This window comes from Mycobacterium simiae (genome assembly GCF_010727605.1).
Classification (GTDB): Bacteria; Actinomycetota; Actinomycetes; order Mycobacteriales; family Mycobacteriaceae; genus Mycobacterium; species Mycobacterium simiae.
On the sequence record NZ_AP022568.1, the window covers coordinates 2,068,606 to 2,092,826 of the forward strand.

20 protein-coding genes are annotated in these 24,221 nt (G+C 66.9%); 10 read left to right on the plus strand and 10 right to left on the minus strand.

From position 1 onward, the window contains the following. The first annotated feature begins 172 nt into the window (after positions 1–172). The gene (locus G6N33_RS09645) at positions 173–2,263 is read left to right on the plus strand and encodes a DUF7159 family protein (RefSeq protein WP_163771499.1); all 2,091 of its coding nucleotides are present in this window, start codon (positions 173–175) and stop codon (positions 2,261–2,263) included. Between the two features lie 115 nt (positions 2,264–2,378). On the opposite strand, the gene G6N33_RS09650 is transcribed toward G6N33_RS09645, so the two are convergent. Next, positions 2,379–4,982: a flavin-containing monooxygenase gene (locus tag G6N33_RS09650; protein WP_101528673.1), complete on the minus strand. Its 2,604-nt coding sequence runs from the start codon at positions 4,980–4,982 to the stop codon at positions 2,379–2,381. Positions 4,983–5,262: 280 nt separating this feature from the next. Between G6N33_RS09650 and G6N33_RS09655 the strand changes: the two genes are divergently transcribed. Beyond that, a complete protein-coding gene (locus tag G6N33_RS09655) occupies positions 5,263–6,078 on the plus strand; it encodes a mycofactocin-coupled SDR family oxidoreductase (protein WP_044509536.1) in 816 nt (271 codons plus the stop codon). A gap of 123 nt (positions 6,079–6,201) precedes the next feature. Here the strand turns inward: G6N33_RS09655 and G6N33_RS09660 are convergent, their stop codons facing one another. Next, complete coding sequence (locus tag G6N33_RS09660; protein ID WP_044509534.1) at positions 6,202–6,843, minus strand: S1 family peptidase; 642 nt, start codon at positions 6,841–6,843, stop codon at positions 6,202–6,204. Positions 6,844–7,012: 169 nt separating this feature from the next. On the opposite strand from G6N33_RS09660, the gene G6N33_RS09665 reads away from it, so the two are divergent. After that, positions 7,013–7,870 carry a L,D-transpeptidase gene (locus G6N33_RS09665; protein WP_044509533.1) on the plus strand — a complete coding sequence of 286 codons (858 nt, stop codon included), beginning with the start codon at positions 7,013–7,015 and terminating at the stop codon, positions 7,868–7,870. Positions 7,871–7,999: 129 nt separating this feature from the next. Here the strand turns inward: G6N33_RS09665 and G6N33_RS09670 are convergent, their stop codons facing one another. After that, positions 8,000–8,542, minus strand: coding sequence for a hypothetical protein (locus G6N33_RS09670; RefSeq protein WP_044509532.1), 543 nt, complete (start codon positions 8,540–8,542; stop codon positions 8,000–8,002). A gap of 434 nt (positions 8,543–8,976) precedes the next feature. Between G6N33_RS09670 and G6N33_RS09675 the strand changes: the two genes are divergently transcribed. Continuing rightward, complete coding sequence (locus tag G6N33_RS09675) at positions 8,977–9,747, plus strand: alpha/beta hydrolase family protein (RefSeq protein WP_044509531.1); 771 nt, start codon at positions 8,977–8,979, stop codon at positions 9,745–9,747. 168 nt (positions 9,748–9,915) lie between these two features. Here the strand turns inward: G6N33_RS09675 and G6N33_RS09680 are convergent, their stop codons facing one another. Next, a complete protein-coding gene (locus tag G6N33_RS09680; protein ID WP_044509530.1) occupies positions 9,916–11,406 on the minus strand; it encodes a bifunctional phosphatase PAP2/diacylglycerol kinase family protein in 1,491 nt (496 codons plus the stop codon). A 42-nt stretch (positions 11,407–11,448) separates the two neighbouring features. Here G6N33_RS09680 and G6N33_RS09685 point away from each other — a divergent pair, with 42 nt between their 5' ends. Further along, a complete protein-coding gene (locus G6N33_RS09685) occupies positions 11,449–12,228 on the plus strand; it encodes a hypothetical protein (protein ID WP_044509529.1) in 780 nt (259 codons plus the stop codon). 22 nt (positions 12,229–12,250) lie between these two features. Here the strand turns inward: G6N33_RS09685 and G6N33_RS09690 are convergent, their stop codons facing one another. After that, complete coding sequence (locus G6N33_RS09690) at positions 12,251–12,922, minus strand: GAP family protein (protein WP_044509528.1); 672 nt, start codon at positions 12,920–12,922, stop codon at positions 12,251–12,253. A 138-nt stretch (positions 12,923–13,060) separates the two neighbouring features. Here G6N33_RS09690 and G6N33_RS09695 point away from each other — a divergent pair, with 138 nt between their 5' ends. Then, positions 13,061–14,485 carry an amidohydrolase family protein gene (locus tag G6N33_RS09695; RefSeq protein ID WP_044509527.1) on the plus strand — a complete coding sequence of 475 codons (1,425 nt, stop codon included), beginning with the start codon at positions 13,061–13,063 and terminating at the stop codon, positions 14,483–14,485. On the opposite strand, the gene G6N33_RS09700 is transcribed toward G6N33_RS09695, so the two are convergent. Beyond that, on the minus strand, positions 14,482–14,787 hold the full coding sequence (locus G6N33_RS09700) for a hypothetical protein (RefSeq protein ID WP_044509526.1): 306 nt from the start codon (positions 14,785–14,787) through the stop codon (positions 14,482–14,484). The genes G6N33_RS09695 and G6N33_RS09700 overlap by 4 nt on opposite strands. Positions 14,788–14,905: 118 nt before the next feature. Here G6N33_RS09700 and G6N33_RS09705 point away from each other — a divergent pair, with 118 nt between their 5' ends. Together G6N33_RS09705 and G6N33_RS09710 are read left to right on the plus strand one after the other, a co-directional pair. Continuing rightward, complete coding sequence (locus G6N33_RS09705) at positions 14,906–15,133, plus strand: hypothetical protein (RefSeq protein ID WP_044509525.1); 228 nt, start codon at positions 14,906–14,908, stop codon at positions 15,131–15,133. 59 nt (positions 15,134–15,192) lie between these two features. Further along, positions 15,193–16,704, plus strand: a complete 1,512-nt coding sequence (locus G6N33_RS09710) for a glycosyltransferase family 39 protein (protein ID WP_044509524.1) — start codon at positions 15,193–15,195, stop codon at positions 16,702–16,704. Here G6N33_RS09710 and G6N33_RS09715 read toward each other — a convergent pair whose 3' ends face one another. Beyond that, complete coding sequence (locus tag G6N33_RS09715; protein ID WP_044509523.1) at positions 16,705–17,541, minus strand: glycoside hydrolase family 16 protein; 837 nt, start codon at positions 17,539–17,541, stop codon at positions 16,705–16,707. Between the two features lie 492 nt (positions 17,542–18,033). Between G6N33_RS09715 and G6N33_RS27050 the strand changes: the two genes are divergently transcribed. Then, complete coding sequence (locus G6N33_RS27050) at positions 18,034–18,681, plus strand: hypothetical protein (RefSeq protein ID WP_044512753.1); 648 nt, start codon at positions 18,034–18,036, stop codon at positions 18,679–18,681. 81 nt (positions 18,682–18,762) lie between these two features. On the opposite strand, the gene G6N33_RS09725 is transcribed toward G6N33_RS27050, so the two are convergent. Continuing rightward, a complete protein-coding gene (locus G6N33_RS09725) occupies positions 18,763–19,782 on the minus strand; it encodes an NADP-dependent oxidoreductase (RefSeq protein ID WP_101528675.1) in 1,020 nt (339 codons plus the stop codon). A 47-nt stretch (positions 19,783–19,829) separates the two neighbouring features. Here G6N33_RS09725 and G6N33_RS09730 point away from each other — a divergent pair, with 47 nt between their 5' ends. Continuing rightward, positions 19,830–20,552: a DUF3060 domain-containing protein gene (locus G6N33_RS09730; protein WP_163771500.1), complete on the plus strand. Its 723-nt coding sequence runs from the start codon at positions 19,830–19,832 to the stop codon at positions 20,550–20,552. Between the two features lie 6 nt (positions 20,553–20,558). Here the strand turns inward: G6N33_RS09730 and G6N33_RS09735 are convergent, their stop codons facing one another. Further along, entirely contained in the window at positions 20,559–23,732 is a 3,174-nt protein-coding gene (locus G6N33_RS09735; protein ID WP_179962708.1) for an adenylate/guanylate cyclase domain-containing protein, read from the minus strand. A gap of 56 nt (positions 23,733–23,788) precedes the next feature. After that, entirely contained in the window at positions 23,789–24,175 is a 387-nt protein-coding gene (locus G6N33_RS09740) for a hypothetical protein (RefSeq protein ID WP_044509521.1), read from the minus strand. Between the last annotated feature and the right edge of the window lie 46 nt (positions 24,176–24,221).

Below are 24,221 nucleotides of genomic sequence, written 5' to 3' on the forward strand. Positions count from 1 at the left end.
CGAGTCCACACCGCAGGTGTTGCTACCGATCCCAACCTTGACGCGGCGAGGCGGCGACCGACGCGCTAACCGCCGACACGCATAGCCTCCACCTAGCTTCCGCAAGGTCCGGGCACAGTTTTCCCAGCCACGATCGGTTCCCAGGGGGCCTCGTAACTGGGAGGCATGGGCAATGGACATTGTGCTCGGAGTTTCCGTAGCGCCAACCTCGGTTCACCTGGTCATGTTGCAGGGCGAAAACGCCGACGGCCCCACGATCGACGAGAACGAGTTTCCGATCACCGTGGCCGATGACTCCCCCACCGTGAGTACCGCCGATCGCGTGATCACGGCCATCGAGTGCACCCGTGCGGATGCGGCCGGTGCTGGCCTCGAACTGGACTCCATCGGGGTGGCGTACACCGACCAACTCGAGGCTGCGGTGCTGCGCGACGCGCTCGCCGCTCACAAGATCGAGAACGTCATGTTGGTCTCGGCGTTTGTGGCCGCAGCCGCCTTGACCCAATCTGTAGGCGCTGCAATGGGTTACGAGCGCACCGCAGTGCTTTTCGTGGAACCCGATAGCGCGACGTTGGCCGTGGTGGATACCGCCGACGGCTCCGTCGACGACGTCCATACCGAGCCGTTGGACGCCGAGTGGGGGCCGATGGTCACGGCGGAACTTGTGGCGTTGGTGGCCGATCTTGACGACTGGCCAACTCCACCAGGCGGCCTGTTCGTGGTCGGCGCCGATGTGGACGTCACCGGAATGGGACGGTGTTTGGGCGAGGCCACGTCCCTAGTGGTGAACATGCCCGAGGAACCGGAGACTGCACTAGCCCGAGGCGCAGCGCTGGCATCGGCGCATGCGCTCGCGTCACCCACTACCGCGATGGCCTACGCCCAAGACCCCGGCACGGGCGCGGTCGACGCGTCCGCGCTGCCGGGATATTTGCATATCACCGACACCGAGCTAAGCGATGACGGCCTCGCCTACAGCGCCGTCGCCGACGAGGAAGCCGATGCCGCCACCACCGTCATCAATGCTTCCGATGGGGTCGAGCCGCGCTCTCGGCCCGCCCTGCTGGTCGGAACGGCGGTGGCAATAGCCGGTTTCAGCGCCGCGCTGGCTCTGGAGATTGCCCTGTCGGTCGGCATGCGCACGACGGTCAGTTCGTTGCCCGCGCCGATCAAGGGCATCATCGCCCCGGTTCAGCAGGCGCTGCTACCGGCACCGGAAGTGGCGCTGAAGATGGTCGCGCCGGCGCCGTTGGGTCCTGCTTCGGTCGCTCCGCGCCCGGTGGCTCCGGCGCCCGCGGCACCAGCCGTCGCCGTCCCGGCGGCCCCGCCCGTCGCGGTCCCCGCAGTGCCGGCCGCGCCGGTCCCCGTTGCGCCGGCCGCGCCCGTCCCGGTTTTCGTTCCGCAGATCGACACCGCTCCCGTGCCGCCGGTTCACGTGCCGGCGCCGCCGGCGAGTCCGCCCGTTGTAGACGACCCGCCGCATTCGTCGCCGCCGATCCACGTCCCCCCGCCGAAGTCGCCGCCGCACCGGCCACCCGCGGGTCAAAGCCCACCACCGAGCTCCGGCGGCGGCGGAACGCAGGGCAGCGGCCAGAATCCAAACGGCGGCGGCTCCGTGAGCCACCCTGGGCCAGGCACGGGCGGCGGCGCAGGCCACGGCACTTCGAGTGGCGGGCCAACCACCGGCGGGTCAACCAGTGGCGGGCCCTCGAACGGCACTGGCCCTGGCCAGAGCGCGCCGGGTGGCGGATCGACGCCTGGGGGTCAAACTCCAAGCGGCAGTGGGCCTTCCAGCGGAAGTGAAAACCCGGCCGGCGGTGGCCCCACCGGCGTTGCGTCCCCCGGCGCCGGTGGGCCCACGAGCGGCGGATCAACGACCGGCAGTGAGACCCCCAGCGGTAGCGGGCCGACCGGCGCCAGCGGGCCTTCCGCCGGTCCGCCGTCGGGCGGTAGCGAAACACCAAGCGGCAGCGGACCTTCCGGCGCCGAGCCGAGCGGCGGATCCCTCAGCAGCAGCTCCGGCGGCAGCGCACCTTCCGGCAGCGAGCCGAGCGGCGGATCCCTCAGCAGCAGCCCCGGCGGCAGCGAGAGCAGTGGCGGTTCCCTCAGCGGCAGTAGCTCCGGCGGCAGCGAAAGCGGTGGCAGCTTGAGCAGTAGTAGCAGCGAGAGCAGCAGCGGCAGTTCGAGCAGTAGCAGCAGTTCTAGCAGCGGCGAAAGTAGCAGCGGTAGCTCCAGCAGCGGCGGCAGCTCCAGCAGTAGATAGCCCGGGCGTGTCGCCCACTGCCACACCGCTTGCCGTAGCGACTGCTTCGGATCGACGATCACAAAGCAGACGCCGAGATGGCCGAGCGGAACCCGGTGGTGGCGGTCGGCGCGAGCTAACCCGCGGTCCGCACCGCCGCGCTTGTGACCGCATCGGCGACGAAGAACCCACGTAGTGCGTCGGCTATCTGAGCCCGGATCGGGGCGCCGGAGACCACCACGTCAACCATGCTCACCGACAGGTGTGTGTGCCCACGGGCCCGCACATGCCGGGTGGGAACCCCTGCCGCCGTGAGCGCCTCGGCATAGGCGTCGCCCTCGTCGCGCAATGGGTCGAACTCTGCGGTGACGATGATCGCTGGCGGCAGGCCCGACAGATCCGGTGCGCGCAGCGGCGCGATTCTAGGGTCGGCGCGCACTTGCAGGTCGGCGTAATGGTCGAAGAACCAGCGCATCAGCGGCGCGGTCAGACCGTAGCCATCGGCATTCTCGAGGTAGGAGCCGCGGGTCTGGTCGGTGTCGACGACCGGAGTGAGCAGCGCCTGGCCGGCGATGAGCGGCCAGCCGGTGTCCCTGGCCAGTTGACAGACCACGGCGGCGATGCCGCCGCCGGCGCTCCATCCCGACAGCACCAGTGCTCCGGGGATACCGCCGAGGTCTTCGGCGTGCTCGGCGATCCACCGCACCGCCGCCCAGCCGTCGTCGACCGCGGTGGGAAAGCGGTGTTCGGGAGCGTGCCGGTAGTTCGCCGACACGATGAGCGTGTCGCTGCGCACGCATAGGTCCCGGCACATCGGATCGTCCGAGATGTGGTCGCCGAGCACCCATCCGCCGCCGTGGAAGTAGACGACGAGCGGGTGCGGGCCCGGGCCGGCCGGGCGATACAGCCGGAAGGCCAGTGGACCCGCCGCGCCCGGCAAGGTGCCGTCGATAATTTCGCCGACGTCCGGACCCGGCGGCCGGACGACGTTCAGCTCGTTCATGAATGCACGGGCCTGCTGGGGCGGCAAGGACTCCAGTGGCGGCGGATTCAGCAGAGCCATCTGCTCGAGAACCATCTGCACGTCGGGCTGCAGACGGCGAATCACGCCGTCATGGCAGTGCGAACCCTGTGGACCGGATAGGGCGAACCCCAGGTAGTCGCGGGCGACGACTTCCTCACACGCCACCCGGTAGAAGTCGACCCCGGCGGCGTAGGCCATGAAGGTACGCGGCTTGCCCGCGATGTTGGCGCCCACATACCACGAATTGGCTTGCGGGAACAGCGTTATCGATGCGGCATCGTCGGTGTGTTGCATCCAGCCGTCCTGGGCGAGCGCGGTTGGTTCGATCTGGGCGAAGCCGCGCGCCCGCATATACGCCAGCGCGTCGGCGACGAAATCGACGTGCTGCTCGATCGAGACCGCCATGTTCGACAGCACCGACGGGCTCTGCGGACCAGCAATCAAAAACAGGTTGGGGAATCCCTCGACCATGAGGCCGAGGTAGGTGCACGGACCGTGCCGCCACGTGTCTTTCAGCGTCCGGCCGTCACGGCCGACAACGTCTATCGCCGCGACGGCACCGGTGATCGCGTCGAAGCCGGTCGCGAAGACAATTGCATCGAAGTCGAAAGACTCAGCAGCCGTGGTTATTCCGGTATCAGTAACGCCGAGAAGCGGCTGCTCTTGCAAATCCACCAGCCGCACGTGTGGCAGGTTGAAGGTGGCGTAATAGTCGGTGTCCAGACACAGCCGTTTTGCACCGACCGGGTAGGTCTTCGGGCACAGCGCATCGGCCGTCTTGGGATCGTGCACAATGTCGCGAATCTTGGCGTGTAGGAAGTCGGCAAAGTCCTTGTTGGCCAAGGGGTTACTCATCAGATCGGAATACAGGTTGAGCACCTCCAGCAGTTCACCACGCTGCCAGGCGCGTTCGTAACGCTGCTGTCGTTCGTCGGCGGATACCGAGAACGCTGGAGTGATCGTGCGCTCCACCGGCACCCCGCCGAATGAATATTTTGCGGCCTGGCGGTAGGCGGCGTCGTCAGCCAATTGGGCGAGCTTGTCCGGCGAGATCGGACCGTTGTGGGCGGGGATTGAAAAGCACGGGGTGCGCTGGAAGACCACCAGCTCCGCGGCTTGGGCCGCGATCAACGGGATCGTTTGGATTCCCGACGACCCGGTGCCCACGACAGCGACGCGCTTGCCGGTGAAGTCGACGGGCTCACGCGGCCAGCGACTGGTGAAATAGACCTCGCCGGTGAATTTGTCGACGCCGGGGATGTCGAGATCCTTGGGCACTGACAGGCAGCCCGTCGCCATCACCAGGTGCCGGCAGGCCAGGTCGTCGCCGCGGTCGGTGTGCACCCGGTAACGGGAGCGGGCCTCGTCCCAGTGCGCGTAAGTGACGCGAGTGCCGAACTGGATGTCGCGGCGCAGGTCGTGCTTGTCGGCGACATGGTTGAGATACCGCAAAATCTCGGGCTGGGTGGCGTACTTCTCCGACCACTGCCAATCCCGCGCCCAGTCCGAATCGAAGCTGTACATGTAGTCGACGCTGGGAATGTCGACCCGGGCGCCGGGATAGCGATTCCAGTACCAGGTGCCGCCGATATCGTCACCTGCTTCGAACATGCGCATTGCATAGCCGGCTCGCCGGACCCGGTACGCCGCGTACAGGCCGGCAAATCCGGCGCCCACGACGACAACGTCCACATCGGCCAGGGGTTTATCAGCCATGTGAAACATCATGACTTTCCCAGCGCATTTTTTTCAGGAAAATGTTTTATCCGTTAGTCGGATGTTCTCGCTGCCAATATCGCAGGTCGGAGGCATAGGAAAACGTCGAAGCCACGATATTTCGGCGCCGCCGGATGGGACGCGGTCCGCCAAGCACACAGGCATCAAACCTTTCCCGGTTGGCCCCTTGCCAAGACACCGAAACATAGTCCCTGGCAAACACTTTCACATGACAGACCTCGCCGACGACTCTCGCATTACCCCTGGTAGTTTTCCCACTATGGGTGCTTTGGATGGACGCGTTGCCTTTATCACTGGCGGTGCTCGCGGGCAGGGCCGCTCGCATGCCCTGGCCCTGGCCGCCGAGGGAGCCGACATCGCCGTGGCCGATGCTCCGGCCGCGATGGCGGAGCTGACGTATCCGCTGGGCACCGAGGATGACTTACGGGAGACGACGAAGCTGGTCGAAGAGCTCGGCCGACGGTGTCTGCCGCTCACGCTGGACGTGCGGGACGCGGCCGCGGTCAACGCCGCGATCACGCAGACGGCCGCCGACTTGGGCAGCCTCGACATCGTGGTCGCCAACGCCGGAATCGTCAGCACCGGGCTTTTGGAAGACGTCAGCGATGTGGTGTGGCAACAGCTGGTCGACACCAACCTGACCGGCGCGTTTCACACCCTGCGCGCGGCCATCCCGATGATGCGCCGGCAGCGGTTCGGGCGGATCGTGGTGACCTCGTCGATGGGCGGACGGATGGGCATCCCCGAGCTGGCCGCCTACAACGCCACCAAGTGGGGGGTCATCGGCCTGGCCAAGTCCGCCGCCTTGGAGGTCGCCAAGGAGGGCATCACGATCAACGTCGTCTGCCCCACCACGACGCAGACCCCGATGGTGCAACCGGCCGGGGACGACGACATCGCCGACGACATCCCCGACGACTTGGTGCGCCGGATGACGAAAGCCAACCCGATCCCACAACCTTGGCTGCAACCCGAGGACGTGAGCCGCGGGGTCGTCTATCTGGTCACCGATCCGGGCGTGATCACCGGAAGCGTGCTGGAGATCGGCCTCGGCGGCAGCGCCCGCATCCATTGATTGGGAGGCTGCGGCCCTAGCGGCTCCGATTCCCTCCATCGCCTGCGCAGCCAAACCGGCGATGCCGAGTGGCCGCCGCAACGAACGTCGTGACGTCGTAGCCGTCGTTTCCCGGCCCCGGCGTTAGCCCAGGATGTGCACACCCCACCGGCTCAGCAGGGGCTGCACCATGACGAAGTAGGTGATGTTGGGGTCACCCGCCAACGACGTCGACATGACCAGGCCGGCCGCGGTGACGCTGCCGTCCGCGTTCTTGACGTAGCCGGGACCACCGCTGTCACCCGGCTGGGCGAACACGTTTACCTCGGCGACTTCCCCGTCGATGGCTTTGACCACGCCGCACGTTTCGCCGGTGATCGCACCGAGTTTGCAGAACGGCATTCCCGGCTTGATCTGGCTCGTACTCAACACGCCGTGCACACGCTGGCCGGCGACATCACCGACCGGCACGCCGGCGGCCGGGTCGAGATGGATGATCGCGGCGTCGCGGCGGTCGCCCTCTTCCTCGCTGGAGGTGACGGTGCCGAGCGGGACGTTGTCGTCGTAGGTAAACGGCGCACCATGGTTGCAATGGCCACTGGTGAACAGGTAGTAGCCACCGTCGCCGCCCTGAGCGGCAAAACCGGTCGTGCACTTGGTGATTCCGTCGCTGACCTGGATGCCCGGTGCCGGAGGCGCGGCCGCCTGCGCCGTGGCCGCAAACACCACCGCGCCGAGCAGAGCGACGCCGGCCAACCCGACCCCTGCCAGTCCACCTCCGGGCATGACGTTCTCCTCCGCTCCGCGTCCCCGCCATCACGTTGACACACCGGCGGACCGTAGCCAAATCGTGACCGACACTTGACCAATTGCTAACGCGCCCTTGCGCTTCCGCAGGTCAACGTCCATTTAGTATTCCTATTGCAACTCTGTCAGTTAAAGGGAAATTGAGGTCATGCGCGCGGGTATTCGGTGTGCCGTTGCTGTCATCGGAATCGGCGCGACTGTGGTCGCGGGATCCGCCGTGCTGAACCTGTCGTCGCCGCAGCAGGTGAGACTGGCCGCGGCCAGCCAGTCGATTGCGCCGTTCCCGATCGCGTCGGTGTCGCCCACAAGCACCCAGGCGGTCGGTATCGCGCACCCGGTGGTGGTGACCTTCCGCGCACCAGTGGCCAACCGGCCGGCGGCCGAGGAGGCCCTGAAGATCGCGTCGACGCCGCCGATGACTGGCAAGTACGAGTGGCTCGACAGCAAAACGGTGCGGTGGAATCCCGACCGATACTGGCCGGCGCACAGCACAATTGCGCTCACTGTGGAAGGCCAGCCTACCCAGATCAAGACCGGCCCGGCCGTCATCGGTATCGCCAGCATCGCCGAGCACACTTTCACCGTCAGCATCGATGGCGTCGAGACCGGACCACCGCAGTCATTGCCGGCGCCACACCACCGCCCACACTTCGGCGAGCCGGGCGTGCTGCCCGCCTCGTTGGGCCGGCCCGAGTACCCGACTCCGGTCGGCTCCTACACCGTGCTGTCCAAAGACCGCTCAGTACAGATGGATTCGAGCAGCGTCGGCATTCCCGTTAACGATCCCGACGGCTACCTGGTCACGGTGGACTACGCCGTCCGCATCACCAACCACGGCCTCTTCGTGCATTCAGCACCGTGGGCCGTCAATTCACTCGGACTGGACAATGTCAGCCATGGCTGCATCAGCCTGAGCCCCGAAGACGCCGAGTGGTACTACAACACGGTCAACGTCGGCGATCCGGTGGTCGTGCGCGAGCACACGAACGAACTGCCCTCGTCGTAAACCACCGCCGCACAGTTGTTTCTGCCCTCCCGTCGGCTCGCCGACATGTGGGAGCGAGTGTTTGTGGGAAGGCAATAGCGAAGGCCCGCTGGGGATTAACCCAGCGGGCCTTCAACGATCAGACGGGGATTAGTTTCCGTGCACCGGCGAGGGTCCAGGCGAAACCGGCTGCCCATCCACCGGCCCGCCGGTCGGCGGAGGGCCCGTCGGCGCATCCTTCGCGCCGGCCATGTCGATCAGCGGCGCTACCGGCAAGCCGTCGGCGACACCACCCAGGGCGACCAAGGGCGCCCCCAACGGCAGCGGAGCACCGATCGGCACCGGAGGTGCAAACGGCAACGGAGGAACCACCGGCACCGGCGGTATCGGCGGTCCGAGCGCAATCAGCGGCGCACCCGCCGGAACCGGGACAATCCCCGGGCCCGGAACCACCAGCGGAACACCGGCCATGTCGGTCAATGGAGCAGCGCACGGCGCCGCCGCGGCGCCCCCGGCAGCTGCGGGTCCACCGGCGGCGGGGGCCCCGCCGGCCGCACCTGCCTGTCCGTACAGGCATGCCCCGCCCCCGGTTACATAGGGAACGGCTACCGCATCCGGGCTCAACGCTATGGCGGCACCGCATAAACCAGCGCAGGCAACAACACCGATGTTGAATCGATCGAAGATCGGCATCAACGTCCAACTCCTTCATTCGCGCGGTAGAACCACATAGCCGTAGCCAAGTCGCCCGTCGACGACCGCCACCATTGTTAGTGGCGCGTGTAGAACACGCCGCGCGCCGCACCGCGCCGTTTCCAAATGGTGACGTCACGACGGCGTCACAAGTCAGTTGCGCGAATACTGCGCCGCGGCAACGGAAAAGCGCATGCCGCTCAGCGCGGCCACGGACTGCCGGACAGCCGGATCAATCACGCCTAGCGGCCAGTCGCTGCGGCATCGGGTGACGGGCCGGCCGGCAATCGCGATGCTGGCTAGGCGACGAGGGTAAAAATCACCCAGCCGTCACAGCGGTATGGGCAAGTCCTGGGCCGCGGCGGCCAATACCCCGTATGACTCGAGCGGTCGTCTCGGCAGCACCGACCGGCGCCGCATAGTTAGATCGTCCTATGAGCGACCGCGTGGCGTTCCAAGGCTCGACCCGCGCGACGCTGGCCGGGGCCATCGAGGTTCCCGACGGCGAGGTGCGCGGCTGGGGCGTGTTCGCACATGGCTTCACGCTCGGCAAGGACAGCCCGGCCGCGTCCCGGATTTGCAAGCAGCTGGCCTCCGACGGCATCGGCATGCTGCGCTTCGACGCGCTGGGCCTGGGCGGATCCGAGGGAGACTGGGGCGACGGGTCGTTCACCGTCAAGGTCGACGACATCGTCAAGGCCTGCCAGTTCATGGTCGACCGCGGCACGCCGCCCGACATTCTGGTCGGGCACTCGTGGGGCGGGGCGGCGGTGATCGCCGCGGCGATGCGAGCTCCGGGGGTGCGGTCGGTGGTCACCGTGGCGGCACCGGTGGACCCCAGTCACGTCGAAAAGCATTACGACGCAGTGGTCGACCGTTGCCTGATCGAGGGCAGCGCCGAGTGGATGGTGGGTGGTCGCACCCTGACGCTCAAGCGCGCATTCGTCGAGGACGTTCGTGCGGCTGACCTACGTGACAAGATCAAAAGCTTGCGCCGGCCGCTGCTAATCCTGCATTCCCCGACCGACAACACGGTCGGCATCGACAACGCGAGCGAAATCTTCCGCCTCGCTCGTCATCCACGCAGCTTCGTCTCGCTGGAAGGTTCCGATCATCTGTTGACCGCGCGCGGTCAGGCTCATCGGGCTGGCCGCATCATCGGGGCGTGGGCCGACGCGTACCTGGGCGCCGACGCGGAACCCTGACGGCGCGACGGCAAATCATCCACCGATCAGCTCCGCGGCCCGCTCGGCAATCGCAGAGACCGTCGCCGCCGTGTTGGCTACGGGATCGACGGCATGACCGGGGCCGAAAACGCGTTGCTGGCGGAGTGGCTCGATCGGCTGGCCGATCAAGCGGGCGGGTAACGTTTCTCAGCGCAGCGGTCGAAATACCGGCAGGATGCGGTATTTCGCGGTGAAGCTGGCCTCGCGGTGCTCCTCGCCGACCTCGCCGTCGTGGGCGATGACCGTGGGCCCATCCACGGTCGAGAAGCTGAATTCGGGGACCTGCAGTTCGTGGTAGAGCGGGCTGCGTTGCAGCCGCCCTAGGGCGAGCGCGGTCAAGATCCGGACGGTGGCGAATCGGCGACCGGTTTCCAGGATGCGCACGTCGATCAGACCGTCATCCATGCGATTACGCCGCGACGGTGCAAATCCGGTGGGCAGGTAGAGCGAGTTGCCGAGGAAGAACAGCGACGTCAGCAGGGTCTTGTTGTCGTAGCGGATGCATACCGGTCGGTCGTTGCGCAGTGTGTGCAGCATCGCGTAGAAGCCGGCCAGCGGTTTGCCGATCCGCTTTTCCAGCTTCTCGCGCTGCTGCACGAAGGTCGGATAGGCGCCGATGCTGGCGGTGTTGATCACCAGCCGACTTTCGTTGAGACACACCAAATCAACGCAAGCGACGCTACCGCGCCGGATGGCCTCGACCGTCTTGCCGACGGTGTCGCAGCCGATGTCTCTGGCGAAGTGGTTGAGCGTTCCGGCCGGAAAAACGGCCAGCGGCAGGCCCGCGTCGACAGCGACCGCTGCGGCGGTGGACACCGTACCGTCGCCGCCGCCCACCGCGAGCACTTCGGCCCGGGCGGCGGCGCTGCGCATCGCCTGTTCGGGGTCGTCGTCGGGACCGAGTTCGACGATCTCGGCTCTGGGCAGCGCCGCGCGAACCTCGTCCACGACGCGGGCTCCGGTGCCGCTGCCCGATTCCGGGTTGACGACCAGGACCACGCCGGCGCCGTCAGGCCGTTCCGGCGCGTCGACACGCAGCGGTTCCGATTGCGGCAGAGCGGTTTCGGTGATCGGCGGGACGAGCCGCCCGCCCAGGACCGCGATCCCCGCGCCGATGCCGAATCCTGCGAGAACGTCCCCGGGATAGTGCGCACCGGTGGCCACGCGCGACAAGCCGACCAGCCCGGCCAGCAACGCCAACCCGAAGCCTACCGGGGGATTCTCCAAGCCCACGCCGACGGCGAACGCGGCCGCACTGGCCGAATGGCCCGACGGGAACGAGTTCGACGTCGGGCGACGACGGGCGCGCCGAACCACCGGCACCTGGTCGTACAGCGGGCGCGGACGCCGGCGGACCCGCTTGGCGATCTGGTTGGTAAACAGGCTCGTGACACCGAGGGTGACCAGGCCGCGCGTCACCCCACGCTGCGCCGCGGGTTTGCGGGTCGCCAGCAGCGCGCCCGCGATCACAAACCACAGCTTGGAGTGATCGGCCGCACGAGTCAGCGGTGGCATGACGGTGTCGAGCAGCGGGGTCGGAGCCTCGGCGACCGCTACGAACAGTTCGCGATCCAGGGTGCCCAGCCCGCGAGTGATTTGCTTGATGCCGCGCGCTCGTCGCCAGGGCCCGGAGTTCATTCGCTCCACCCTAGCGACGTGACTGATAAGAATTGACGCACTATGACCAGGCGCGCGGCACCGGACTACCACGAGCGGTGGTTGTCCAACGCCGAACGCCTCGGTCTGCCCGCCGCGGTGACCGCCGCGATCGCCGCGGACCACGGGATCACCCCGCAGAGCTTCGGGGTGCTGGAGAACACGACCGAGATCACCGATCCGCACGGCAAGTCGTACTTCCTGCTGGCACCGGGCACCACCGGCGCCGACGCGCGCGCCGCGACGTTGATGACCTACATCATCAACGCGGGCACTGGCTACGGCCGCACGACGGGGCAGCCCACCGATTTCCCCGAAACGCCGTATCACCCCGAGGAGGTCCGTCGGATCGTGGACCGGCAGGCCGCCAACCGGTGGAGTTACGACGAGGACGTCGGGTTCATCGACCGGGGTGGCGGGCGGCTGGTCACCACGCCGAACGGCATGCTGATGGGTGTCGGCGGCAATTGGCTGCGGCGGCTGTTCAGTCAGCAGGGCGGTACCGCCTGGGGTGACATCTTCCTGGTCAACGTTCCGGTCGACGGCGACGCCGCGGGCCGGCTGCGTCAGATCGTCGAGTCCGGCCACGCGTGGTACACCGACCGTTCCGGCCGGGCGGTGCAGAGCGTGCTCGCGCTGGAGCGCGTGCTGCATCACGAGGAGTTGCATTCCCAACAGTGGGCTGCCCGAGGGCATCTCCGCATGATCACGGCTTATCTGTGGGAAGTGCTGCGCGACAGGGTCTTTGGTAAGACAAACCGTCTCGAGGAAGAGGCCGGTCTGGCGGACGGCGGTTACCGGTGAGCCGGCACCGCCCGAACCCGGCTCAGAGCGCACGAATTCCGTTGTGCAACACCATCAGGCCGATCAACACCAGGATTACCGCTAGCATCGCGGCGTTGTTCTTCTCCATCCAGTTCTTAACGCGTTCCAGGAACTCGTCCAGATGATGACCTGCGGCCGCGTAGGCCAGGATCGGGATGGCGACCGTCGATGCGGATACCGCGACGAAAACCACACCCGCCGAGAGCTTGTCGATGTCGTCGTGGTGACTGGTGCCGATGGCCAGACCGGCCGCCAGACACATCAGCAGCACCTCGAGTCGGATCACGGTCAACACCAGCCCGGTGATCGCCGCGCGCCGGGGCCGCATGGTGGAGAACGAACGCATCCAGGCCGGCGACTCGGTGTGATTATGCCGGGTCACCCAGCGGTAGATGCCGAACAGGATCAGCGCCGAGCCCAACACCACCCGCAGCCAGGACGCCCACGTCGGCGGTGATTTGTGCATGTCGCCGAGCGCACCGGAACCTTCGACGAACAACACGGTCTGCACCACCAGCCCCATCACCCAGCCACCCAGGAATGCCAGCCCGGCGGTCCGGGGTTGCGGCGCGTGCAGAACGAGCACCGCCGGGATGACTGACAGCGGCGAGACTGCGATAACAAGAGCCAACGGAATGAGCGTCGTCAACAGCGAGCTCCAGCTTCCTGCCACGGGCAAGCAATCCTCTCGTCGACCTCCGTGCCGCGCCATCGAACGCGTCGCGCTTGCTGTCCGGGCGGTTGAACCTGCCTAGGGTGGTTGTATGTGATTGCAGCGCAACCCGCGAGGAAAACATTAGGGGAAGAACGCGTGGCTCGGATTCACCTTGGGCACATTTTTCACCTTGCCGGTGCGCCGCTGCTATCTGAATCCGCGCACGCGTTGGTGTCGATCCCGGAGGGCGCGCTCATCGTCGACGACGAAGGCAAGATCGCGTTCTGCGGCGACCGGGCCGGCGTACCGCTGAAGTACCGGTCGACGCCGGTGACCGACCACCGGCCCGGGTTTATGCTGCCCGGCTTCGTCGACACCCACGTTCATTTCCCGCAGACCTTTGCCGGCGACGCTTACCACGGCGGGCAGCTGCAGGACTGGCTGAACAGCTGCATCTATCCCGCGGAAGCCCGCTTCGCCGATGCGAAGTTCGCGCGACGCGCGGCCGTCGAGTTCTGCGACCGACGCATCGCGAGCGGCACGACAGCTGCCCTGGTATTCGGATCGTCGTTTCCCGAAGCGCAGGACGCGCTGTTCGCCGAGACCGCCCGACGCGGGTTGCGGATCGTCAGCGGTCGCGGTATCCAGACCGTCGGGCCGGATGCGGCCAAGCCGTTGCTGACATCGGAAGACGACGCGATTCGGCTCGCCCGTGCGGAGATCAACAAGTGGCACGCCGCTGACACCGGTGATGTGAAGACGGCGCGGCTCCAGGTGGCGCTTGTCCCGCGATTCGCGCTCGCGGTCACCGCGGAGACGCTGAAAAAGCTTGGCGAGCTCTACGATTCGGTACGAGATCGCGGCGTGTACTTCCACACCCACCTCAACGAGGACAATCGCCCGGGCGCCGGCGACATCGCCGCGACCAAACAGATCTATCAGGTCAAGTCCTGTCTGGACACCTACGACGGCAGGTTCCTGCCCGGCTCACAGCTCGGCGGGCCGAGCATGCTGGGGCGACGCAGCATTATGGCGCACGCTGTGCACTGCGAGGCCGCCGAGTTGGAGCGGATGTCGCAGACGGGCACCTCCATCGCGCACTGCCCGGTGTCGCAACAGTTCCTCGGCTCGGGCACCATGCCGTGGCGCGCGACCGTCGAATCCGGGGCAAACATCGCCGCGGGAACGGATTTCGGTGGCGGCGACGAGTGGCCCATTCCGCAGGTGCTGGCAGCGGCTTTCAAGGTGCACGTCAGTGAAGCGGGTGACGCGGGTGTGTCGATACATCCGGCCGAGATGCTGTTCCTCGGAACGCTGGGCGGCGCCCGAGCCCTCGACATGGAGGAGCGGTTCGGCAACTTCGACGTCGGCAAGGAGGCCGACTTCGTCGTCATCGACCCGAACCGCACCCCGAGCCTGCGGGCGGTGATCACGCAGGGCGTGCGATCCGACAACCCCCGGATGGCCCGGGACCAGACGCTGTTCAGGTTGCTGATGAGAACCCGTGAGACGTCCATCGCCGGCACCTACGTGCAAGGCCGCCGTCTGCAACCGCCGCCGCCACAACGGGTGACGGCCTAGCCTTTTCGGCGCAGCGTCCAAGCCGGAATCCAGTGCGTCACGCTGCGCTGCCTGGATCCGTAGGTGATCGGGTAGGTCACCAGCCCCCACCAGTCGCCCTGCTCGCATAGGCCCCAGCAGCTCAGTCGACCCTCGACGACCTTGTGCAGCTGCAGGCCGTTGGGCTGGTAGCTGCCCGAGCGGTGCGGCTGGCGCGGGAACAACACCGTCAGGTCGATGAGCACCGTGATCGCCGGCCGCACCACCCGGAAGGGGCTGCGGACCGGCTGACCGTTGTATCCGATCGACGCGAGCGGACCCATCGCTCGATCATACGTTCGAATAACCGCGCTCGGAACGACTCTGGCGAATGCGGTCCCGAGCTTCGCGCAACTCGATATAGTTCGCTGGCAACCGACCGATCGACGGGGGATAACGGGTATGAGCAGGGTTATTGCGGCAGGTTTACTAGCGCTCGGCGGGCTGATGACCGTTGCGGTGGGTGTGGCCCATGCCGACGAGGTCGAGGTTGAGGGCAACTACTCCAGCGAGAGCGGTTGCCTGGCAGATGCACCGCACGTCGAGCTGACCCACAACGACCACCTGTACACCCAGTACTCCTGCCGCTTCGGCCCCGACGGTTTCTGGCATGTGTGGCTGAATAACTAACGGCGCACACGAGCCGGTTCGGCCGTCGGGTCTCGGGCCGGTTCTGGCAACATAGCGGCGTGTTGAGCGAGTCACGGCGTCGCATCCTGGACCCGCTGATCGTCGCAGTGCTGGCCACCACCATCAGCCTCACCGGCGCCGCGCGTCCCTCGTTCTGGTACGACGAGGCCGCGACCATCTCGGCCGCCTACAGCCGGTCCCTGGGCCAGCTGTGGCAGATGCTGGGTAACGTCGACGCCGTGCACGGCCTGTATTACCTGCTGATGCACGGCTGGTTCCGGCTCGCCCCGCCCACCGAGTTCTGGTCCCGCGCCCCGAGTGGCCTGGCAGTGGGCTTGGCGGCGGCCGGAGTGGTGGTGCTGGGCAACCAATTCTCTTCTCGCACTGTGGGAATCATCTCCGGGCTGCTCTGTGCGGTGTTGCCACGCGTAACGTGGGCTGGCATCGAAGCACGCCCCTATGCCGTCTCGATGGCAGCCGCGGTGTGGCTGACCGTGCTGTTCGGGTACGCCGTGCGGCGAGACAGCCTCGTGACCTGGCTGTTTTACGGTATCGCCCAAGCAATTTCAATAGTGCTCGACGTATATCTTGCGCTGCTGTTGCCGGTGTACCTGATGTTCGTCTGCCTCTTCCTGCGCCGCCGCATGACCGTGGTTCCATTCGTCCTCACCTCGGTTCTGACTAGCTGCGCGGTGGCGCCGTTTCTGGTAGTGGCCGCCGGACAAGTGCACCAAATCAGTTGGGTTGCACCGATCGGGCACCGAACGATCGAGGACGTAGGCATGCAGCAATACTTCGAACGATGTCCGCCGTTCGCGGTGTTGTCCGCCCTGGTGGTTGCGGCGGCCGTTGTGGTGTGGCGCTGGACATCGGTCAATCTGGTTGTCGCAGAACGTCAGTTGCTCGCCCTGGCGGGTCTGTGGCTGCTGGTGCCCACCGCGGTGATCGTGGTGTGGTCGGCGGTGGTGCATCCGATTTACACACCGCGATACCTGAGCTTCACCGCGCCGGCGTTGGCTCTGGTACTGGGGGTCTGCATCGCCGCGCTGGCCGCCAAACCGTGGGTGGCGCCGGCGTTGGTCGCGCTATTTGCGATTGCTGCCGCACCGAATTACCTAACGGTGCAACGTAACCCGTATGCCAAGTACGGAATGGACTACAGCCAGGTGGCCGATCTGATCACCGCCCAAGCGTCCGCGGGTGATTGCCTACTGGTCAACGACACGGTCACGTTCATGCCCGCACCGATGCGCCCACTGATGGCGGCCCGCCCCGACGCCTACCGCAAGCTGATCGACCTCACGCTGTGGCAACGGGCCACCGACCGCAAAGCTGTGTTCGACACCAACCTGATTCCCGAAGTGGTCGCCGCCCCGCTGAGCCACTGTCACGTCGTCTGGATCATTACCCAGGCCGACGAGTCGATGCCCGCCCACGAACGGGGATCGGCGCTGCCGCCCGGCCCGCGCTACGGCGTGACACCGGCCTTCGCGGTCCCGCACGATCTGGGCTTCCGTCTGGTCGAACGCTGGCAGTTCAACCTGGTGCAGGTGTTCAAGGCCGAGCGCTAGTCACCAAATACGGATGTAGTCCACCAGCATGGCCGCCGGGAAGGTGCCCGCGGCCGGGTCGCCGGCACCGACGCCGCCGACAGCGAGGGTGAACATCGGCGTCATCCAGTAGCCGGGAGCGTTGAACGGCCAGCGGAAGTCGTCGGGCGCGCCCCCATGCACGTGAATGGGCTTGTTGGGCACCTTGAAGTACTCGGCGCCGTCCCGGGCGAACTCGAATCCCTCTTCGCCCCAGTGCATTCGCCAGGTATGCCAGTTTCCGTCGACCAACCCGGGGATCGATTTGCCTTCCCAGGTCTTACCGTTGGATGCAGCGTGGACGGTGGTGCCGGGCGCCCAGTTGCCGTTGCCGTACCACTCGAAGATGTCGACCTCACCGTCGGGCAGCGGGTCCTCATTGACCCCCCAGAACGACGGCCACAGCCCGGGGAACAAGCAGTCGAGCTTGATCTTGGCTTCCCAGGTCTGATTGATCATGCTGCGGAAATTGCCGCGCAGCTTGCCGCTGTAATAGGTGTTGGTCAGGAAATCGTGTGTGGCACACAGGACGAGGTTGGAATGGCCATCCTGGAACACGTTTTGGCGGTCGTCGCGATAGATGCCGTCGACGGGCGGGAAGACGTCGTCTTGCCAGGTCTGGATCGTCCACTTTGCCGGGTCGGGTGGCGAGCCGGCGGGCCCGTCGAACTCGTCGGAGAAGATGTACGGCCCGCTCGGGCCGGCCGAGGGCGGCGCCTTGGGCGCCGACGGGCGTGCCGCGGCCTCTGGGAGCGGCAGCGACGCGACCGCCGCCAGCATGCCGAGCCCCGTCGTCAACATCATGCTGCGCCGATCCATATGCACCTACCACCAATCGCTAAAGCCGGGGTTTCCGGCTCGGCACGGTTCCCCCCGCGGCCTACTCTCGCAAACGGTGTTATAAAACCATGCGCCGCGCCCCGGCGCACGCTCCACCCAACGCATGAGCAGACCCGCGCCCACTCCACGGGCATTTCCCCCGGGGCAGGACCCCGTGGAAATGCTCGCCGGATCGCGGCGCCGTCGGCATGGTCTTTCCAGAAGGACATGCCGCTGGGCTTCCACGTCACCCGCCAGGTGTGCCACCGGCTGTTGCATTAAACAGCTGTCCGAGTTCGCTTTGCTGCTCGGCGGTGAGTCGGAGCGAGGATTGGCTGCTGAGTCACTGGCCAGCGCACCTTCGGCGGGTCTTTGCCGGGCGGGGTCAACCCTGCCGGTATCCCATCCCCCATCTTGAGCATCAACTTTGTTGACATTGCCGACGTCGGTGGTATCAAGGAAGTTGATGGTTTGATCGGAAAGGAAACAAGGATGTTTGGTGGTGGATTCTTTGGTGGCCCTGGCGGTTTCGGAGGTCCCGGCTTCGGTGGTCCCGGATTCGGCGGCCCGGGCTTTGGCGGTTTCGGTGGTCCCGGGTTCGGCGGTCCGGGCCCCGGCGGCTGCGGTGGGCACGGCTTCGGCGGTGGGCACGGCTTGGGCGGGCATGGTTGGGGACATGGCGGGAAGCCGCCGCTGAAGCGTGCCGCGTTCGTCACCGCGGCGCTGTTGCTCGACGGACCGGCCGATGCCGCGCAGATCGTGCAGCGGGTGTCTGATGCGACCGATGGGGCGATCACGCCTGGGCACGACATCGCGGAGCTGGCGATCGGTGTGCTGGCCGGCCGCGGCGTGGTGACGGTCGACAACGGTGTGGCCACGCTGACCGAACTCGGCCAGAACCTGCTGGCCTGGCGGGGTATCAGCAGCGAAACCGCGCACGCATTCCTGGCCCGCGCGGGTCAGTTCGGTGACGTCTTCAAGATTCGCCGCGAGCTGTTCGAGATCGCGGGTCTGGCCCGCACGATCACCTGGACGGGCACCGACGAGCAGAAACAGCAGCTCGCCACGGCACGGACCAAGGTTCTCGACGCGCTGCGCGAAGCCAAGAAGGCACTACACCGCACCCTCGGCGAGGAGTAGGGCCCTCGGGTGCGCCGAGATTGCCGTGGCCGGTCCTGCTTCCCCCCGACGGCAGCCGTCACGGCAATCTCGGCGTCAACATCAGCGCGACGTCGGCTCGCTGATCTCGACCAACGTCTTGCCGATGTTGGCGCCGGTGAACAAGCCGTTGAGGGCCGCCACGCACGACTCGATGCCGGAGAAGATGGTCTGCCGGTGTCTGAGCCGGCCTTCGGCTTCCCACCGGCGCAGTGCGCCGAAGGCTTCGTCGAACCGGCCCCACTGGTCGAGCGCGTTGAATCCTTGCATCAGTGCGGTTTTCGACAACAGGTTGACGTAGTTGGCCGGGCCGGGATGCTCCCCGGTCAGGTAGCTGGAGATGACGCCGCAGAGCACGACGCGTGCATTGGAGGCGAGCCGGCCCAGCACCGCGTCGAGGATCCAGCCGCCGACGTTGTCGAAGTAGACGTCCACGCGGCGCGGGCAATGCTGTTTGAGCGCGGCGGGCAGGTCGTCGTTCTTGTAGTCGATGCACGCGTCGAACCCAAAATCCTCAACCACCGCACGGCACTTCTGCGGCCCACCCGCGATGCCCACCACCCGCGCCCCGGCGATCTTCGCGATCTGCCCGGCCACAGACCCGGTGGCGCCCGCGGCCGCCGAGACAACCACCGTCTCGCCCTCCTTCGGCCTGCCGATGTCGCTCATGCCGAAGTAGGCGGTGGCACCCGTCGGGCCGTACACCGACATGATCGCCAGCTGATCGTCCGCGCCGGGGATGGGAGTGCTGAACACGTCGTCACGCACGATCACGTATTCCTGGAAGCCGGTCAACGTGGTGACCACATCGCCGACGGCGAAGGCCTCACACCGCGACGCCACCACCTCGCCGATCCCGGCCGCTCGGATCACCTCGCCGAGCTGCACCGGTGGTAGGTAGCTGGGTTGGTCGTTCAGCCAGGTCCGGACCGCCGCGTCGAGCCCCACATAGGTGGTTCGCAGCAGCGCTTCGCCGTCGGCCGGTTCGGGTGCCGGACCGCTGGTGAGCTCGGTGTCTTCAGGCTGGACCAACCCGGTCGGGCGACGACGCAACAGGATCTGACGATTCAGCATGTCGGGCACGTTGCTGAAACTACCCATTTGCGGCCTTGCAGTGGGAGCATCTGTGCATGGAATCGCAGGACGACCCGGAAAAGCGCATTCGGGACCTGGAGCGCCCGCTGGCCGACACGGCGCGCGCGTCCGAACTCGGCGGCCCGCCCGCCGGCGGCCCCGGCTACCCACCACCCCCGCCCGGTCCGGTGCCACCACCGCCGCCCCCGTCGGTGTACGGCTACGGCGGCGCCCCGTACGCCGGCCCCGTGAACAAGCCGTCATCGATCGGTCGGGTGTGGTGGATCGTGGGCACCATCATCGTGATCACCGTGCTGGCCATCGCCGGAATCATCGCCGCGTTTGCCGCGCACCAACTTTCCGGGGTCCGGTCGATCATCTCCTCCGAACTCACCACGCCCAGCACGGCGCCGCTGAGCACCGCACCCCGAACGACGACGCGCAGCCCGAGGTCGTCGACCAGCACCCCGGGCACCAGCAGCGCGAGCCCGCCCACATCGGCCACCGCCGCTCCTGGCGCACCGCTGGACGTCTCCGGGATCGACGAGAACAAGACGATCGCGTGTAACGACAACGCGGTGACCGTCAGCGGAATCAACAACACGATTGTGATCACCGGCCACTGCGCCAGCCTGACGGTGTCCGGTATGAAGAACGTGATCACGATCGACTCGGCCGACACCATCGAAGCCTCGGGCATGAGTAATCGGGTGACGTTCCATTCGGGGGCGCCGAAGATCTCCAACTCCGGAGTCGACAACGACGTCGCGCAGGGCTGAGCCGGGCTAGTCGGCAACCATCGCGTCGGCCTGCGCCAGGTACCCCTCGAACCCGGCCTGCGCCGCCCTGGCCCGAAAGCCGTGCAGAAACTGGCGATAGCCGGTCTGGTCGCCGCGGGCGCGGGCCAGCAGCGCGCGTAGCCGCAGCACCGGGATCTCGTGCAGCACGAAGTCGGGCTCGGTTACCACGGCCGCGAGCCGGTCCACCGCGCGCTGCGCCGCGTCGATGTCGTCGGGGCCGCCCCGCGACAGCAGTGCCTCGACCAGCGCCGTGGTCGCGGGCGCCCGGAAGATCATGGTGCCGGCTTCGAACTGTGCATCCACAATTCGGTCGGCCAGGTCGATGGCGCCGTCGAGGTCGCCGGATCGGGCGTATTGGCAAGCGATTTCGATGTCGGTCATGCGCCGAATCGCGACGATCAATTTCTCGTCGACGAGCATTTCGCGTGCCCTGGTAAGAAACTCGAAGCCCGCGCCCGCGCTCTCGTCAGAGCAGTGAATCAGCGTGGTGGCCCGATTCACCAGCGCGTAGGCCAGCGCGGCGTTGTCGCCGGAGCGTTGCGCGACGTCCAGCGATTCGGCCGCCTGCGCCACATCGTCGGCGGTCGGCAGCACCGCGCCGTTCTGCACCGCGGCCGCGTACTTGTACAGCTGCGCGAACGGGTGAGTGGTCGGGTCGAAGGTCCGGGCCATCGCGATGCCCTCATCGAGGTCCTGGCGCCAGCCCGGCCGTCCCAAAAACATTCCCGCCGCGCCCTTTAGCGTGGTGGCCCAGGCCAGTGGGGACCCGATGACGAAGTTTCCCATGGTCGGATCGCCGTGGGCGACGTCGATGACGCGCTGCGCCAGCTGCAGACATTCGGTCGCTTCGCCGACCTCCCACTTGGCTTGGGCCGCGGCGTAGAACAGCCCCGCGATCATCGCCGGGTCGCCGATCGATTCGACGAGCGTCGCGAATTCCATGGCCATGCCTGCCGCTTCGTGGTGCCGGGAATTGAACGTCAATGTGGTGATGTGGCCGGCCATTCCGACGGCCAGGGATTTTTTGTCACCGGCCGCCGTGGTGAGCGCCCGCAACTCGTCGAATCCCGTGTCGCCGGGCGTGCCGCCGACCTGAAATGCGCTGCCGCACAGCAATGCTCGCGGCGCGATGCGCATGGTCAGCCGGTCGGGGTGATCATCGGGGAGCAGGTCGGCGAACCGTGCCGCCTGTTGCCAACTGGCCCGGGCGGCTCGGATATCGCGCGCGCCGTACCAGGCGCCGGCCTGCATGTACCATTCGTAGGCCTCACGCAGGTCCCCCGCCGCCGCGTACTGGGTGGCGACGATCGAGGCCTCCTGGCCGGTGAACTCGCCGTAGGTTCGCTGCAGGATGGCCGCTACCCGACGGTGCAATTCCGCTCGGTCGACTTTCAATTGAGATTCGTAGGCGACGGCCTGGATCAGCGGGTGACAGAACGCGTAGGTGGCGTGTGGGGTGAAGCCGATCTGCTCGACGAGCGCCGACTCGACCAGCGGCGTGAGGTCGACCGGGCCCAGCAGACACTTCAATAACTCGGTGTCGAACTGCGCACCGATCACGGCCGCGGCGTGCAGGGTGCGCTTCGCCGTCGCGCTGAGCCGATCGATGCGCGCCCCGATGATGCCCTGCAGGCTGGCCGGGACATGGATTTCGCGCACTTCGCGCACGCACACGTAATTGCCTGGCGCGCCCTCGAGTATGCCGCGCTCGGCGAGGTCGCGCACGATTTCCTCGGCGGCGAACGGTAGACCGCCCGCCCGGTCCGCGACCACCATCGACAATCCGGCTACCGAAGGATCGGTCCCCAGTAGCTCCTTGAGTAACTCGGCGATATGCGAATCACCCAACGGGGCAAGCATGATCCGATGTGCGCCCGCGATGTTGGCCAGCGGCCCGCGGTATTCGGGCCGATAGACGATGAGCAGCATCGCGCGCATCGCGGGTATCGCCGCGGCGAAGTCGGCCAGTAACGATTCGCTGACCGTGTCGATCCACTGGACGTCCTCGATGACGTAGATGGTGGATTCGGTACGGGCCAGCGACACGGTCTTGATCAGCTCGACCAGGCGCCGGCGCCGCGCATCCGGGGTGATGTCCGGGCAGGGGACGTCCGGGTCCCGGATACCGAGCAGGTCATCGAGCAGCATGCGATCCTCGGCGCTCGCCTGCGGGATCGCCGCGCGCACCCGTGCCCGCGCCACCTCGAGCGTGAGCCCGCCGAGACCGAAGACGGACCCAAGCAGCCGCGAGATGACGTGAAACGGGATTTCGCGAGTGTGGGATTCGCAGTAGGTGACGAATACCTCGAAGCCCACGCTGCGCGCCAAACCCAGCGATTCCCGGACCAATCGGGTCTTTCCGACACCCGGGCGGCCCGTCACCGTGATCACCGTCCCCGCACCGCCGCGAGCCTGCTCGAGCAGTCGTGCGACGGCGTCCTTCTCGTCCTGGCGGCCCACCAGCCGGGACTGGCGCCGCGCCTTGCGGCGGTGCTGGCCATCGGCGGCCAGCAGTCGCCGGGCCGGCACGGTGGTGGCGAATCCCTTGATGTGCACGGTTTCCGGCTCGCCCAGCACGGCCCGGTCCTCCACCAACCGTGCGGTCGACTCGCTGAGCATCACGCCGCCGGGCGGCGCCACCGATTCCATCCGCTGGGCCATACCGACCTGCTCGCCCACCGCCGTGTACCCGAAGTGGGTCGCGCCGACCTCGCCTGCGATCACTTGCCCGGAGTTCAGCCCGACCCGCAGCCGCAAGTCGACGCCATCTCGGCGGCCCACCTCGACCGCCAGGCCGCGGACCACGTCCTGGATGTCCAATGCCGCCAGACATGCGCGAAAGGCATGATCTTCCAGCGTGATTGGCGCACCGAAAAGCGCCATGATGCCGTCGCCGGTGAACTTGTCGACGGTGCCGCCGTAGCGCTGGACCACGGTCGCCGATTGATCGACCAGGTCCGTCATCACCTCACGCAACCGCTCGGGGCCCAGCGCTGCCGCAATGTCCATGGACCGCACCACATCCGCGAAGAGCACGGTCACTTGCTTGTATTCGGCGGGCTCGGCGCTGGGCGTCAGCGGCGAACCGCAGGCATCGCAAAAGCGTGCACCCGGCCGCGGCTGGGAGCCGCACACCTGGCACACCGACGCCGCTGCCATCACGCCTCGACCCTAGGCGTATTCCCTGCTAGAAGGAACGGACTGGGATCGGCGAATTACTCCGGCTGGTGCGAGTCGTCGTCGAGCACGCTGACCGCGATGCCGTACGGCAGGAAGCGCACCTTGCGCTTTGGATCGGTGTTGTCCTTATTGGCGCGCAGCGCGTCGAGCTCGGTCGCAAATACCTGTTCGACGCGGGCGTCACCGCCGGTGTCGACGGTGTAGATCGCCCACACACCGTCACCGGCCTCACCGGTGGTCTCCGGCGTCGAGCGGGGGCGGCGGGACACCTCGTCGAAGAACGCCGCCCACCCGGTCCGGGCGCCCGGACCCGCGGCGAACCTGCCGACTCGTTCGAACACGTCGCGCAGTCCCTGGCTGCCCTCCCGGATCATCCGGTCGAATTCTTCGGGATCAATTCCGAACGCACCGTACTCGCCCACGCGGCCTCCTTGCATAGCGTTACTGCCCAGTGTGCGCCTGCGCGAG

Excerpts from the sequence above, each read along its gene's own strand:
- G6N33_RS09660 (WP_044509534.1), bottom strand. The coding sequence starts at position 6,843 with ATGCCCGGAGGTGGACTGGCAGGGGTCGGGTTGGCCGGCGTCGCTCTG.
- G6N33_RS09645 (WP_163771499.1), top strand. The coding sequence starts at position 173 with ATGGACATTGTGCTCGGAGTTTCCGTAGCGCCAACCTCGGTTCACCTG.
- G6N33_RS09700 (WP_044509526.1), bottom strand. The coding sequence starts at position 14,787 with ATGGGTCCGCTCGCGTCGATCGGATACAACGGTCAGCCGGTCCGCAGC.
- G6N33_RS09705 (WP_044509525.1), top strand. The coding sequence starts at position 14,906 with ATGAGCAGGGTTATTGCGGCAGGTTTACTAGCGCTCGGCGGGCTGATG.
- G6N33_RS09685 (WP_044509529.1), top strand. The coding sequence starts at position 11,449 with ATGACCAGGCGCGCGGCACCGGACTACCACGAGCGGTGGTTGTCCAAC.
- G6N33_RS09655 (WP_044509536.1), top strand. The coding sequence starts at position 5,263 with ATGGGTGCTTTGGATGGACGCGTTGCCTTTATCACTGGCGGTGCTCGC.
- G6N33_RS09670 (WP_044509532.1), bottom strand. The coding sequence starts at position 8,542 with ATGCCGATCTTCGATCGATTCAACATCGGTGTTGTTGCCTGCGCTGGT.
- G6N33_RS09665 (WP_044509533.1), top strand. The coding sequence starts at position 7,013 with ATGCGCGCGGGTATTCGGTGTGCCGTTGCTGTCATCGGAATCGGCGCG.
- G6N33_RS09675 (WP_044509531.1), top strand. The coding sequence starts at position 8,977 with ATGAGCGACCGCGTGGCGTTCCAAGGCTCGACCCGCGCGACGCTGGCC.
- G6N33_RS09735 (WP_179962708.1), bottom strand. The coding sequence starts at position 23,732 with ATGGCAGCGGCGTCGGTGTGCCAGGTGTGCGGCTCCCAGCCGCGGCCG.
- G6N33_RS09650 (WP_101528673.1), bottom strand. The coding sequence starts at position 4,982 with ATGGCTGATAAACCCCTGGCCGATGTGGACGTTGTCGTCGTGGGCGCC.
- G6N33_RS09730 (WP_163771500.1), top strand. The coding sequence starts at position 19,830 with ATGGAATCGCAGGACGACCCGGAAAAGCGCATTCGGGACCTGGAGCGC.
- G6N33_RS09680 (WP_044509530.1), bottom strand. The coding sequence starts at position 11,406 with ATGAACTCCGGGCCCTGGCGACGAGCGCGCGGCATCAAGCAAATCACT.
- G6N33_RS09715 (WP_044509523.1), bottom strand. The coding sequence starts at position 17,541 with ATGGATCGGCGCAGCATGATGTTGACGACGGGGCTCGGCATGCTGGCG.
- G6N33_RS27050 (WP_044512753.1), top strand. The coding sequence starts at position 18,034 with ATGTTTGGTGGTGGATTCTTTGGTGGCCCTGGCGGTTTCGGAGGTCCC.